Here is a 13,798-nt window from a genome sequence, read left to right as displayed (position 1 = left end):
AATGCCTTCGGCTTACGCCGATTTTGTTTCTGTCGTATCGGTGGCGGCTTGCAGCATCGTCGTTAGCTCCGGGGCCGGGACCGGGCGTGAGAACAAAAAGCCCTGTGCATAGTCGCACCCAAGTCGGGTAAGAATGTCGCACTGGTGCTGCGTTTCAACCCCTTCGGCTACCACATTGAGGCCAAGGCTGTGAGCCATGGCGATAATCGCCACGCACAGTTCAAGCCCGATGCCATCGAGATCCTCAATAAAGGAGCGATCAATCTTCAGGCAATCAATGTTGAATTTCCTGAGGTAGGCCAGTGATGAATACCCGGTGCCGAAATCATCAATGGCAATTTGTATTCCGGCATCACGGAGCAGATGCAGATTGTTGTTCACCCGCAGTTCCGCATTCAACAGTAGCCCCTCGGTGATTTCGATGATCACGGCGTTGCCGTCCAGCCCGTATCGCGCCAGTTCCTGCACCCAGGTCATTTCAGTGAAATCTTTGCTGCGTAGTTGAATGGGGGACTGGTTGATGGCTATCTGAAAGTGCGGGTCGAGCGTGTTGCGCCATTGTGCTAACTGGATAATGGCCTGCTGCGCGACCCAGTCGCCGAGGGGAACGATAAGGCCGGTATCTTCCGCCAGCGGGATAAACTCAGCCGGACTGACCAGACCCCGTTCGGGATGATGCCAGCGTACCAGCGCTTCAGCCTTGGTTATCCGGTTGGTAGCCAGTTCGATAATCGGCTGGTAGTAAACCTCAAACTGAGCGGATTCAAGCGCCTGGCGCAGATCGTTAGTCAGGCGTAAACGGGCGCGCGCAGCCTGATGCAGGGCAGGCGTGAAATAATGGAAGCCGTTGCGCCCCGCGCTCTTGGCGGAATACATCGCCTGGTCGGCATGTTTGAACAGTTCTTCCAATGTGTCACTGTCGTTAGGGTAAAAGGCAATACCGATACTGGCGGAAACCAGCATGTTTTCCCCGTCGATATTGAACGGTTTTGCCAAACGCTGCAGCAATGTGTTGGCCAGACGTCCGCAGTCATCGGTTCGTAGCAGGTCAGACAGGATAATGGCAAATTCGTCGCCACCGATTCGGGCAATAGTATCGGCATTCTGAATACAGTCGGTAATACGGGTCGACACCGCAAACAGCAGCGCATCGCCTGCGCGGTGCCCCAGGCTGTCATTAACCGATTTGAAATGGTCCAGGTCTATAAGCATCAGCGCCATTGGGCGGCCGGTCTGCTTTGCGCGTTCAACCGCACGTTCAAGTTTATCCTGAAATCTGTGTCGGTTTGGCAGTGCAGTGACCGCGTCATAGTTGGCTTGTCGCCAGATTAATTCTTCTTGTTTTTTGCGCTGGGTAATATCGGAGAACACGCCAACATAGTTGATGGGGGTGCCTGCCGCGTCTTTGACCATATTAATAGTCAGTTCCCGGAGATAGTCGCTGCCGTCTTTCTTGCGATCCCACATTTCACCGACCCACAGCCCGTCCTCATTCACCGTGCGCCAGATGGCATTATAGAAAGCGATATCATGACGATCGGACTGGAATATGTTCGACGGTTTTCCCACGATGTCAGCTTCGCTATACCCGGTCAGGCGGGTAAAGGCGGGGTTGATGGAGATAATGTTTCGGTTGGTATCGATGACGATGATGGCTTCCTGGGTACTTTCGTAGACGGTAGCGGCAATCTTCATCTGCTCACGTGCTTTTTGGCGTTCGGTAATATCGAGGACGTACACCAGTCGGTCGGCTTTTTGCCCGTGCTGCGCGAAGGGGACGGATTCTGACCAGACTGTCAGGACCGCACCGTCATGACGGACGACCGTCCATTCCCCTCCCAGTTTGCCGCCTTCATCGAGAAACGACTGATGACGGGCCAGGACGGATGGCCGGGTAGACTCAGGAAAAACCATAGTAAAGGGATGATTAACCATCTCTTCCTGGGTGTAACCATAAATAGCGCTATAGGCAGGATTAACGGTGACATACTTTCCGTCGTAATTGATAACGGCAATGCCCACCGGGCAGCGGTCGAGGATGCCCTGAAACAAACTTTCTGAATTCCATGCAGAACCGGTCATCATTCACCTCATCATCGATACTGTTCTTCTTATGACAATCCGTGTTGATACGCGGTTAACGGCATTCTGATGGCGGGCCGTTTTTCGATGCAGGCGTTCGTCCGATTACTTCCTTTTAGTTCATTTTCGGGGAATTTTCCTGACAAAGGAATTATCGACCATCCGCGGCGACTTCTGAGGTGTTGGCAGGAAGTTTGATGAAAAAGGGTGACGACGGTATCACCCTTGCGTTTGTTGTGGCTATGTATTAACCGTGAACGCGGATTCATAACGAGTCCGGTGACGTTGTCAGACAGTTACGTTGTCGGATAAATCACGTGCTCGGGGGCGCGCTGCATGATGATTCGCCCGTGGCGGATAGACAACCGTGCTTTGGCCTGCCGCTGTAGTGCATCGTAGTCGTTTTGTGCATCCATAATCACCAGATTGGCCGGGCGACCGACAGCGATACCGTAGCGATCGCCCAAATGCAGGGCTTTGGCGCTATTATCAGTGACGAAATCGAGACAACGTTGCAGATCCTGATACCCCATCATGTGGCAAATATGCAGCCCGGCGTCGAGAATACGCAGAATGTTGCCGTTGCCGAGTGGGTACCACGGGTCTCTGATGGAGTCCTGTCCGAAGCAGACGTTCATACCAGCGCGGTCCAGTTCGGCAACGCGGGTCACACCACGGCGCTTAGGAAAGGTATCGAACCGTCCTTGCAGGTGGATGCTTTCCGTCGGACAGGAGACGAAGCTGATGCCTGAGCGGCGCAACAGGCGAAACAGCTTCGAGCAGTACGCGTTGTCATATGAGCCCATCGCTACCGTATGGCTGGCGGTGACGCGAGCCCCCATGTCTCGCACCCGCGCTTCTTCGGCCAGTACCTCCAGAAAGCGTGAATGCGGGTCATCGGTTTCATCGCAGTGCACGTCAACCAGACAACCGGTACGCTCTGCCAGATCCATCAAAAACTTCACTGAACTGACGCCCTGCTCGCGGGTATTTTCAAAATGAGGAATGCCGCCGACCACATCCGCTCCCAGCGCAATGGCGCGTTCCATCAACTGGCGACCATCTGGATACGATTCGATACCTTCCTGCGGGAAGGCGACGATTTGCAGGTCGATCAGGTCGCGCACCTCGTTTTTGAGTTTCAGCATGGCTTCCAGCGCCGCCAGCGAGGGATCGGTGACATCAACATGGGTACGGACATGCTGGATGCCGTGGTCGCGCAACAGGCCGATAGCGGTATGTGCCCGGCGTCGGGTATCGTCGTGGGTGATCGTCGCTTTACGTTGGCTCCAGCGTTCGATGCCCTCAAACAGTGTGCCGCTCATATTCCACTGCGGTTCACCTGCCGTCATAACCGCATCAAGATGAATATGCGGCTCTACCAGCGGCGGAATCACCAACTGCCCTGCGGCGTCGATGTCGTCTGGCATCGCGGGGCACTGGCCTGATTGGGCGTCGATGGCGGCAATCAGGCCGTTTTGCAGTTGCACGGTGTAGAGCCCGGGCTGATGGCGTAACACAGCGTTGATAATCTTCATAATCACTCCTGTGATGGGACCTTGAATGGCGACACTGCGCTTTCTGACGCTGGAAAGCCAGAAAGGCGCCCGATCATGAGCGCGACAGCGGCGCTAAGGCGAAACAGTGGGTCGTTCAGGGTGCCGCCTGATAATTGTTCAATGCGTTGCAGGCGCTGGTGCAGCGTATTGCGATGAATAGCCAGCCGTTCGGCCGCTTTGATCAGATTACTGTTTTCCTGCAATACCGCATCTAGCGTCTCAATCAATAGATAAGGCGACTTACGGTTATGCTCTACCAGATTGCCCAGCACGTTGTGCATAAACCGGGTCAGCAATGCTGGGTCGCTGACGGCGCCCAATAATTGCAGTATCCCCAGTTCAGTGTAGTCGCATAGCCCCTTTTCTGGCTGCAGGCTGACGACGGCGTCAAGTGCCTGTTGCGCTTCGTTCAGGCCCTGGCGGTACTGTGCTGCTGAGCTGATCGCACTGGATAGCCCGCCGTATAGCGTCAATGGAGCTATTTCGGCGTGGACGGCCTGGCGTAGTGCCACCAGCCGCTGATGCCCCGGCGGTTGCAGTAATGGGCTGTCTGTCGGCAACACCATTAGGCTGAGATCGCCCAGCGTAACCAACGGTGGGGGAGGGTGTGGCGCTGATACAGGATGCAGCGCCAACAGGGACTGTTGTAGCCGTTGTTGCAACACCAGGCGTGAGCGCTGCAATTGCGCCTCTGGATTGTGGCAATCCGGTGAAGCGAACAGGCTTGCCATGTTACCGATGCGCCAGGCTACCACCCGGTGTGGCACGTCCAGCGGCCATTGCAGGCGGTCGGCACGCTGATGAATCAGCGCCAGATCCGACGGGTCTGCGGTGAGGAGCGCCAGCAGAAAATCGCTACGCCATCCGTCCCACTGCTCTTCCGTATGGTCATGAGAACTGTCGCGATAAGACAGGCTGCGTTGATGCGATGCCGACATGATGATCCCTCCGGTTTTTTCCTTCTCTTCTCGTTTTGGGGAAACGACAATGTCAGTGATATTCAGTGTAGTGCGCGCTACAGCGTGTGCAGCAAAGAACGTGCCGGTTTTACTGTCGCTAACGCCTGAACAGGTCGTCAGGGAAGGTCGCCAGAGCATTGAGAATATGCCCTCTGTGCAGGCTGCATGGTTTGGCGCTAAAACATGGCGTAATGTGCCCGTTTACTGTGCAAGGTGCTGTGTGGTGCACTGAAAGCGTGAATCAACCACGCACGAGCTCACCTGCCGCGTGAACCAGCAGCCATAAAGCCAACAGGGCGAGTCAGTGAAAACGCAGTGGCCGTGACTGGCCACTGCCAAAGACAGAATCAGCGCGCTTGCAGCAGCGGCGTGTGGTCTTCGATACGGAACATGGACATAGCCTGCACCAGTTGGCGGGATTGCTCTTCCAGCGACTGGGTGGTATCGGTGGAGGCCTTGACCAGAGAGGCGTTCTGCTGTGCGACTTTATCTATCTGGGTGAAGGCGATGTTCACCTGTTCAATACCGCGATGTTGCTCCTGAGACGCGTAAGAAATCTCTTTCATCAGCGTGGTGATACGGTTGATTTCGTCTGCGACGTTATCCATGGTTTCACCGGCTTTGGCGGCTAAATCGAGCCCTTCCGAGACATGGGACTGTGAGTCCAGAATCAGCGTGCGGATCTCTTTGGCTGCCTGGGCGCTGTGTTGTGCCAGATTACGCACTTCACCGGCGACCACCGCAAAGCCTTTCCCTTGTTCACCCGCACGGGCCGCTTCCACCGCGGCGTTCAGCGCCAGAATGTTGGTCTGGAAGGCGATGCCGTCAATAACGCCGAGAATATCGCTGATGCGTTTGGCGCTGGCAGCGATTTCGCGCATTTTTTCCACCACGTAGTTGACGGATTCATTGCCGCGATCGGTGGTATCGGAAACCTGATTGGTCAACTGATGGGCCAGTTCGGCGTTATCGGCGTTGCGTTTAACGGTGGCGCTCAGTTCTTCCAGGCTGGCGGCGGTTTGCTCCAGCGCGGCGACCGATTCCTCGGTACGTTCCGCCAGATGGCGGTTGCCGCTAAACAGTTCGCGGCTTCCCTGATCGATTTGATGGCTGGCGTCACGTACCTGGCCGACGGAATCCAGTAGTGCCATTTGCATGCGCAAAATGGCGTCGCTCAGGCGACCCAGTTCATTGTCACCCCCGGTGGTAATGCGGTGGGTCAAATCGCCGGAGGCGACGTGTTCCAACTGCTCAATGGCGTGATCCAGCGGTTTGAGCAACATGTGGCGTAACGCCAGCCAGCCCAGCAAGACCAGTAACAGGGATAACAGACAGGCAAAGCCTATCAGCATCAGCATCAGTCGTTCGTTGCTATTTGCCTGTTGGATATGCTGTTCGGAGAGTTGCTGGGAGTAACTGCGGAAATTCTGGATGGATTTATCAAATGCGTCGCTCAGGGGCGTCAGGTTATTTTCCAGCAGGGTGTAGTACTCGTCGGTGTACTGTTTCCTCAGGGAGTCTAACATCGGTTTTAATCCCTGAGTCAGGTAGTCCTGATACGTTTTTAACACTTGCTGCGCCAGTTTCTGCTCCTGCTCGCTGGTGGTGCCGACGCTACTGAACTGGCGAATCTCTTTGTCGGACTGCTGTATATAACTATCCAGTTTATCCGTTTCTTTGGCGCCCACGTCCAGCAAACCAATTTCTATCTTGCGTACCGCCAGTGTCGCGGACGCTCTGGCCCGTAGCGTCAGGTTATAACCATTCATCAACGCGCCCAACTGCTCCCCCTGAATCTGGTTGAGCTGCGTCAGAGAGTCCCGGCTTTTGTTGATGGCCTGGATCCCCATACCGCTGACCAACAGTAATAACAGGGTGATGACAGCCAGCAAGGTTAACAGGCCGGTACGGATGGAGAGATTTTTCAAACGCATGGTCCATTTCCTAGTGTGTGCAGAATAAAAAACACTGGCAAAGCCTATCTCTGGCTTGCCATACGTTAACGTGCATGTAGGGCTATTTTTGTTCAGAACATAACAGATGAAACAGCGTGTTAGATAGCAAGATTCTCTTATGTTTTGTTAACAGAAATGCGTCAACTCGGCGAATTTTCCTTTAAGAAAGATCTCTGAGTACTAAATAAATTCGCCCGGCGCGGAGCACTGGTTTATCATCTGCTGATAAAAAATGAACATGATGTGTCTGGTGTCAGGATAACGAGCGCCATCCTGATTCTGGTTAGTGTTTTTGGGCAGTCAGGTGACTGTTCGGCAACGTACTCGATTGGAAAAGTACCCGAGGTTTCTGTGCAGTTAACAAGTTTTACGGATTATGGTTTGCGCGCGCTGATTTACATGGCGTCATTGCCGGAGGGCAAAATGACCAGCATTTCAGAAGTGACTGAAGTGTATGGCGTTTCACGCAATCATATGGTGAAGATTATCAATCAACTGAGTCGCGCCGGGTTGGTTATGGCTGTACGCGGCAAGAACGGTGGCATTCGGCTGGGCCGCGATCCGTCCACTATCCGCATTGGCGATGTGGTACGGGAACTGGAGCCGCTCTCTCTGGTTAACTGCAGTAAAGCGTTTTGTCATATTACCCCCGCCTGCCGACTCAAACAGGTATTGCAACAGGCCGTACAGAATTTCCTGAAAGAACTGGATAATTATACGCTCGCCGATATGGTGGAACAGAACCCACACCTCTATAAATTACTTCTGGTTGAATAAGCCTGCTCAGCTGCCTGCTGATGACAACGGAGGAACCGCAATGTCACAAGATCCGTTTCTGGAACGTGAAGCAGAAAAATACGAATTCCCTATCCCCAGCCGCGAGTACATTCTGGAGCACCTGGCCAAACGGGATACCCCTATCAGTCGTGAAGAACTGGCAAGCGATCTGCAACTGACCAGCGATGAACAACTGGAAGGGCTGCGCCGCCGGTTACGTGCGATGGAACGCGACGGGCAACTGGTGTTTACCCGTCGTCAGTGTTATGCCTTGCCGGAAAAGCTGGATTTACTGCGCGGTAAGGTGCTCGGCCATCGCGATGGTTATGGCTTTCTGCGGGTGGAAGGACGTAAAGACGATCTTTACCTGTCCGCTGAACAGATGAAAACGGTGATCCACGGTGATGTAGTGTTGGCCCAGCCGTTGGGTGAAGACCGCCGGGGGCGCCGTGAAGGACGCATTGTGCGCGTGCTGGAGCCGCGTACCAGCCAGATCGTCGGGCGTTATTTCACTGAAGCCGGTACCGGTTTTGTGGTGCCGGACGACAGCCGTCTGAGCTTTGATATCCTGATCCCACCGGAATGTATCGCTGGAGCACGCATGGGCTCGGTGGTGGTGGTGGAACTGACTCAACGTGGGACCCGTCGCACCAAGGCGATCGGTAAGATCGTAGAGATCCTCGGCGACAACATGGGGACCGGGCTGGCGGTAGACATCGCGCTGCGCACCCATGAAATCCCACACAGCTGGCCACCTAAGGTGGAAGAGCAGGTGAGTGACCTGGCCGAAGAGGTGCCGGAAAGCGCCAAGAAAGGTCGGGTTGATTTGCGTTCCCTGCCGCTGGTGACGATTGACGGCGAAGACGCCCGTGATTTTGACGATGCGGTGTACTGTGAGAAAAAACGCGGCGGCGGCTGGCGACTGTGGGTGGCGATAGCGGATGTCAGCTATTACGTGCGCCCCGGTACGGCGCTGGACCATGAGGCCCGCGCGCGCGGCACCTCGGTCTATTTCCCGTCGCAGGTGGTGCCGATGCTGCCGGAAGTGCTGTCCAACGGGCTGTGTTCACTGAACCCGCAGGTGGATCGCCTGTGTATGGTGTGTGAGATGACGGTCTCCACACAGGGCAAATTGTCCGGCTACAAGTTCTATGAAGCGGTGATGAGTTCACACGCCCGCCTCACCTACACCAAGGTGTGGAGCATTTTGCAGGGCGATGAGGCGTTGCGCGAACACTACCAGTCACTGGTGGAGCCGCTGGAAGAACTGCACCGGATGTACAAGGTGCTGGAACATGCGCGTGAGGTGCGTGGCGGTATCGCGTTTGAAACCGAAGAAGCCAAGTTTATCTTCAACGCAGAGCGCCGTATCGAACGGGTGGAAGCCGTCGTGCGTAATGATGCGCACAAGCTTATCGAAGAGTGCATGATTCTGGCCAACATCTCGGCGGCGAAGTTTGTCGAGAAGAGTGAAGAACCGGCATTGTTTCGCGTGCATGACCAACCCAGTGAAGACCATGTGCTGGCGTTGCGTAGCGTGCTAGGCGAGTTGGGGCTGACGCTCAAAGGCGGCATGAAGCCGCAACCGAAAGACTACGCTGAGTTGATGGATTCCATCGCTGATCGGCCGGATCATGAGATGCTGCAAACCATGTTGCTGCGATCCATGAAGCAGGCTATCTACGACCCGGAAAACCGCGGCCACTTTGGTCTGGCGTTGACCTCGTATGCGCATTTCACGTCACCGATCCGGCGTTATCCGGACTTGTCGTTGCACCGTGGTATCAAGTATCTGCTGAGCGACCGTAAAAACCGCTGGACGCAAAGCGGTGGCTGGCATGCCGATTTCAACGAAATGTTGCAACTGGGCGAACACTGCTCGATGACTGAGCGCCGTGCCGATGAAGCCACACGCGATGTGGCCGACTGGCTGAAGTGCGATTTCATGCAGGACCATGTGGGGGAAACCTTTACCGGGATTATCTCCAGTGTTACCGGTTTCGGCTTCTTCGTGCGGCTTAACGACCTGTTCATCGATGGTCTGGTGCATGTCTCCACGCTGGATAACGACTATTACCGCTACGACAATGTCGGCCAGCGGTTGATTGGCGAATCTCGTGGTCAGACTTACCGACTGGGCGACGAGGTGGAAATCCGCGTCGAAGCGGTACACATGGATGAGCGTAAAATTGATTTTGCGCTGATCTCGTCTACCCGTAAGGTGCGCGGCGAAGGTAAAACCTCGCGCGACCGGGCGAAGAGAGGGAGCGATACTGGTGCGAAGCCGCCGCGTCGTCGCCGTACCGGCCAGCGAGCCAACTTTGAGCCGGATAGCGCATTCCGCCCTGAGGGAGACGGTAAAAAACGTCAGCCTGCCAGCAAGGATAACGGTAAGGCGAAAACCGGCGGTAAAAAGAAGGCGGCAAAATCGCAAAAGAACGCTGAAAAAACGCGTAAAATTGCGGCAGCCACGCGAGCTAAACGCGCCAGCAAAAAGAATAAAACGGCAGAGTGACGAACAGCGTCTGACCGTGACATCGGTATTCTGGGCAGCCGACCGGCTGCCCTGTTAACCCGTCTCAAGCGTATGATTGAAGAGTAGTAATGAGCGAAATTATTTACGGCATCCATGCGGTGAAAGCGCTGCTGGAACAAGACCCTCAACGTTTTCTGGAAGTGTTCACCCTGAAAGGGCGTGAAGACCGTCGCCTGCAACCGCTGATAGCCGAGCTGGAAGCCAGCGGCATTGCGGTACAGGTCGCCAGTCGTCAGTGGCTGGATGACAAGGTGGAAGGCGCAGTCCATCAGGGGATCATCGCCCGGGTAAAAGAAGGGCGTCAGTATCAGGAAAACGACTTGCCGGGGTTGCTGGCATCACACGCGACGCCGTTCCTGTTGGTGTTGGATGGCGTGACAGACCCCCATAACCTGGGCGCTTGCCTGCGTAGCGCTGATGCCGCTGGCGTCCATGCGGTGATTGTGCCGCGAGATCGCTCCGCTCAGTTGAATGCGACCGCGAAGAAAGTCGCCTGCGGTGCGGCGGAAACCGTACCGCTGATCCGTGTAACCAATCTGGCACGCACGCTGCGTTTCCTGCAGGAACAGAATATCTGGATCGTCGGTACGGCGGGTGAAGCCGATCATACCTTGTACCAAAGCAAACTGACCGGCCCGCTGGCGCTGGTGATGGGGGCTGAAGGAGAGGGCATGCGCCGTCTGACGCGCGAACACTGTGATGAGCTGATCAGTATTCCGATGGCAGGAAGCGTGTCGTCGCTGAATGTCTCTGTTGCTACCGGCATTTGTCTGTTTGAAGCGGTACGCCAGCGCGCTGTGTGAGCCGTCGTGCAAGGTGGCGTGACGTCGTGTGACCGGGTGTGTGCTAACACGCTGCTGTGCGGTCATACGACAATACGGTCCCACGAAACGGTCATACGAAAATAAAAAATGCCGTCATACGATAAAAACGGCATGTTCCCGACAGACGGCATCTAACGATGGCATAACTGACCTGCCGGGAGGCGATGCGTTATTTCTTCAGGCTGGCGATTTTCTGTTCTACCGCCGCGCACCACAATACCGAATTGCGTGACGGCCAGGAGGAGGCAGGTAACCGGCTTTCTACCGCCTGCTGCCAAACCTGTGAGCCTACATCGACATCACCCAGCACGGCGCGCGTATTGACTATCGACTCTATCCACTCATTCCATTCCGTGCTGCGGCATGGATATTCTGAAGCCAGCGCGGTGCCACTCAGGCCGCTTGTCAGCAGTAACAGGGCGATGGCGGCAATCTTTGTTTTCATCCTTCATCCTCTTAACGTTCTTTAGGCTCTTATTGTGCCTGAATGGCTATGGGCGAGCGGCAGGCAAGGGACGATAGAAGACCGCATAGCCGTGCCAGTTGTCCTGTCGCACATGCTCGTCTTGCGTCAGGTTGACCACACGGTAGTAAGGCATGCCGCGTGCGTTGGCCTCACGGGCAATTTCTTCTACCGCATCATCGAGAGTACCGCGGACATTCACCGAGACAGAGCCGGTTTTTTCCAACAGGTAGCTTTGCTCTCTGGACACTTCTACTGCCTGCTGCGCCGGTGGCGGTGGTGGAACTGGCTTACCGGCCAGCATCGCACAGCTACTGAGCAGCATCGACAGCGCCGCACCCAGCCACACTCTGTGTAGCGGCGTCAGTCTGAATAACCATGACAGGCAAGTCATAACGCGGTGCTCCATTCAGTCCGATACGCGATAAATTCATCCGGCACACGTCAATAACACGGTGAATCAGCGTGTTGTAAGGGGTGAGAATTGTTGTACCGGGCGAGAATAGTGTAACGCCTTGAAGCAGGCAGGGATACCGTTGAGGTGTGTTGACGTGTAAACGGGGCAGGGGTGACGCGACCTTCGCCGTTCAGCGGCGAAGGTCATGACAGCATCAGTGATGAATGCGGAATACGCTGACCACATCGCTCAAGTGGTGACCCTTCTCACGTAGCCCCTGAGCCGTGCTTTCCGAGTTTTGTACCAACGAGGCGTTCTGGTGGATAGCCTGCCCGATCTGATTGATAGCCACATTGACCTGCTCGATGCCGAGAGCCTGTTCATGTGAGGCGATATCAATATCGCTGATGATGGTGCTGACCTGCTGAATACGTTGCAGTAAGTCATCCATCGCTGCACGGGTTTTTTCCGAGAAACGGTAACCGGTTTCGACCTGATGCAGTGACTCTGCAATCAGTGCTTCGATTTCTTTGACCGCTGAAGAGCTACGCTGGGCCAGCGAGCGGACTTCGGCGGCGACCACCGCAAAGCCTTTACCGTGTTCGCCTGCGCGTGAGGCTTCGACGGCGGCGTTGAGTGCCAGAATGTTGGTCTGAAAGGCGATCGACTGGATGGTGGTGGTGATGTCGGCAATTTTCTGCGATGAGCGTTTGATTTCGCTCATGGTCTCCACCGAGTCAGTGACCGTTTTGCTGCCATTCTGAGCGGCGCTGGCGCTTTGTGCCGCCAGACCTTTGACGGTAGAAACGTTGTCGGCATTCTGTTTTACCGTCGATGCCAGTTGTTCCATGGTGGCGGAGGTTTCCTCCACACTGCTGGCCTGACGGGAAATTTGCTCGCTGATGTTGCCGCTGTCTTCGGCCAACACATCCGTACCGACGACGATCTCTTCAGCGGCGTCGCGTACCTGAGATACCAGCCGGGTCAGGCCATGCCCCATGCCGTTGATGGCATCGACCAGCCGACCCACTTCATCCTGGCTCTGGGTCGTGAGCGTGGCCTGCAGATTCCCGGCTGCGAACTGCTCTGCGACTTTGACCACCTCGTCCAGTGGCCGACTTAACCAGCGACGGGTGAGGTAGACGAAGAACACGGCAAACAGCACTACCAGCGCAATACCACCGCCCAGGAACAGATTGCGGATGGCATTGATTTCCGCCAACAGACTGGCTTTGCTGATGGTACCGACGACAACCCATTTCCATTGCGGAACGCTGTGATACACCATCACCTGGGTGCGATCATCGCCGCTCAGGCTGCTGTCTTCGTATTCCAGCCTGCCGCTGTCATTTTTCAGCACCTGTTGCAGCGTATCGCCAGACCAGTTCGGTTTTTGTCCGCTGAGCGTTGGATGAACCAGATAGTTGCCTGCCGTCGCACCCGCGGTGCTGAGCGCAATAAAATGACCGCTATCGCCGATGCGTTTATCCAGGATGCGTTTTTGCATCAGGGCAAACTCTTTGCTGATATCAATCCCCACGAACAGAATGGCGATAACGTTACCGCTGGCGTCGGTGACCGGTTTGTACTGGGTGATGTATTGTTTGCCGAAGAGCACCGCCAGTCCACTGAACGATTTGTTGCTGGAAACGGGTGCGAACGCCGGGCTGGCACGGTCCAGCTTAGTGCCGATGGCACGTGAGCCGTCTTCCTTTTTTAACGAGGTGGTGATACGCACGAAATCGTCGCCATCGCGGACGAAAATAGTGGAAATCGCACCGGTACGGTTGAGAAATTCGTCAGTAACGGCGGTGTTCATGTTAAGAACGGTGTCGCCGGATTTCAGTGTCGGGGCTGTAGTCCCACCGACAGGCAGGCGGGCCTGATTATCGACGGTAAAACGAGAAGGTAGAAAGCTGGCAAACAGATTGGTATAGCTGTCGACACCTGACTGCAGGCTGGCGTCGTACATAGCTATCATATCGGTAATACCCGTAACCTGACTTTCCATGTCATGCATTGTCAATGATTCCAGTTTCTCACCGGCTGAGCGCGTCAGGCTGAGGCTGAATGTAATAAACAGCACAGCCACACTCAGGGAGGCAATGACCGAAAGTTTGACACCGAGGCTCCAGCGTCTAAAAGCAAGCTGCATGATAATTCTCTTTAGTATGATATGAGACGTGATTGGCGATTGATTACTGCCGTTAACGGCAAAAAAGTGCGAAATTTTACACTAATCGGTA

10 protein-coding genes are annotated in these 13,798 nt (G+C 55.1%); 3 read left to right on the top strand and 7 right to left on the bottom strand.

Annotated elements, in window-relative coordinates; translation table 11 throughout:
• Window positions 1-12: 12 nt before the first annotated feature.
• From DD586_RS16865 to DD586_RS16850, 4 genes are all read right to left on the bottom strand, one after another.
• Entirely contained in the window at window positions 13-2,085 is a 2,073-nt protein-coding gene (locus tag DD586_RS16865; RefSeq protein ID WP_226510185.1) for a sensor domain-containing protein, read from the bottom strand.
• A gap of 293 nt (window positions 2,086-2,378) precedes the next feature.
• A complete protein-coding gene (gene codA, locus DD586_RS16860) occupies window positions 2,379-3,620 on the bottom strand; it encodes a cytosine deaminase (protein WP_012886023.1) in 1,242 nt (413 codons plus the stop codon).
• 2 nt (window positions 3,621-3,622) lie between these two features.
• Entirely contained in the window at window positions 3,623-4,738 is a 1,116-nt protein-coding gene (locus DD586_RS16855) for a PucR family transcriptional regulator (protein ID WP_228669710.1), read from the bottom strand.
• Window positions 4,739-4,947: 209 nt separating this feature from the next.
• On the bottom strand, window positions 4,948-6,534 hold the full coding sequence (locus tag DD586_RS16850) for a methyl-accepting chemotaxis protein (protein WP_012886021.1): 1,587 nt from the start codon (window positions 6,532-6,534) through the stop codon (window positions 4,948-4,950).
• Between the two features lie 372 nt (window positions 6,535-6,906).
• Between DD586_RS16850 and nsrR the strand changes: the two genes are divergently transcribed.
• The 3 genes from nsrR (at window position 6,907) to rlmB (ending at window position 10,671) form a co-directional block, all read left to right on the top strand.
• Window positions 6,907-7,332, top strand: a complete 426-nt coding sequence (nsrR, locus tag DD586_RS16845; protein WP_012886020.1) for a nitric oxide-sensing transcriptional repressor NsrR — start codon at window positions 6,907-6,909, stop codon at window positions 7,330-7,332.
• A gap of 40 nt (window positions 7,333-7,372) precedes the next feature.
• Window positions 7,373-9,847 (top strand): ribonuclease R, encoded by a 2,475-nt coding sequence (gene rnr / locus DD586_RS16840; protein WP_012886019.1) that lies wholly within the window; start codon window positions 7,373-7,375, stop codon window positions 9,845-9,847.
• A gap of 89 nt (window positions 9,848-9,936) precedes the next feature.
• Window positions 9,937-10,671, top strand: a complete 735-nt coding sequence (rlmB, locus tag DD586_RS16835; RefSeq protein ID WP_012886018.1) for a 23S rRNA (guanosine(2251)-2'-O)-methyltransferase RlmB — start codon at window positions 9,937-9,939, stop codon at window positions 10,669-10,671.
• A gap of 190 nt (window positions 10,672-10,861) precedes the next feature.
• Here rlmB and DD586_RS16830 read toward each other — a convergent pair whose 3' ends face one another.
• The 3 genes from DD586_RS16830 to DD586_RS16820 all read right to left on the bottom strand — a co-directional run bounded on the left by DD586_RS16830 (window position 10,862) and on the right by DD586_RS16820 (window position 13,707).
• Entirely contained in the window at window positions 10,862-11,137 is a 276-nt protein-coding gene (locus tag DD586_RS16830; RefSeq protein ID WP_012886017.1) for a hypothetical protein, read from the bottom strand.
• A gap of 46 nt (window positions 11,138-11,183) precedes the next feature.
• A complete protein-coding gene (bsmA, locus tag DD586_RS16825) occupies window positions 11,184-11,549 on the bottom strand; it encodes a biofilm peroxide resistance protein BsmA (protein WP_012886016.1) in 366 nt (121 codons plus the stop codon).
• 217 nt (window positions 11,550-11,766) lie between these two features.
• Window positions 11,767-13,707, bottom strand: coding sequence for a methyl-accepting chemotaxis protein (locus tag DD586_RS16820; protein ID WP_012886015.1), 1,941 nt, complete (start codon window positions 13,705-13,707; stop codon window positions 11,767-11,769).
• Between the last annotated feature and the right edge of the window lie 91 nt (window positions 13,708-13,798).

This window comes from Dickeya parazeae Ech586 (assembly GCF_000025065.1).
Taxonomy (GTDB): Bacteria; Pseudomonadota; Gammaproteobacteria; order Enterobacterales; family Enterobacteriaceae; genus Dickeya; species Dickeya zeae.
This window is presented reverse-complemented; position numbering and strand designations above follow the sequence as displayed.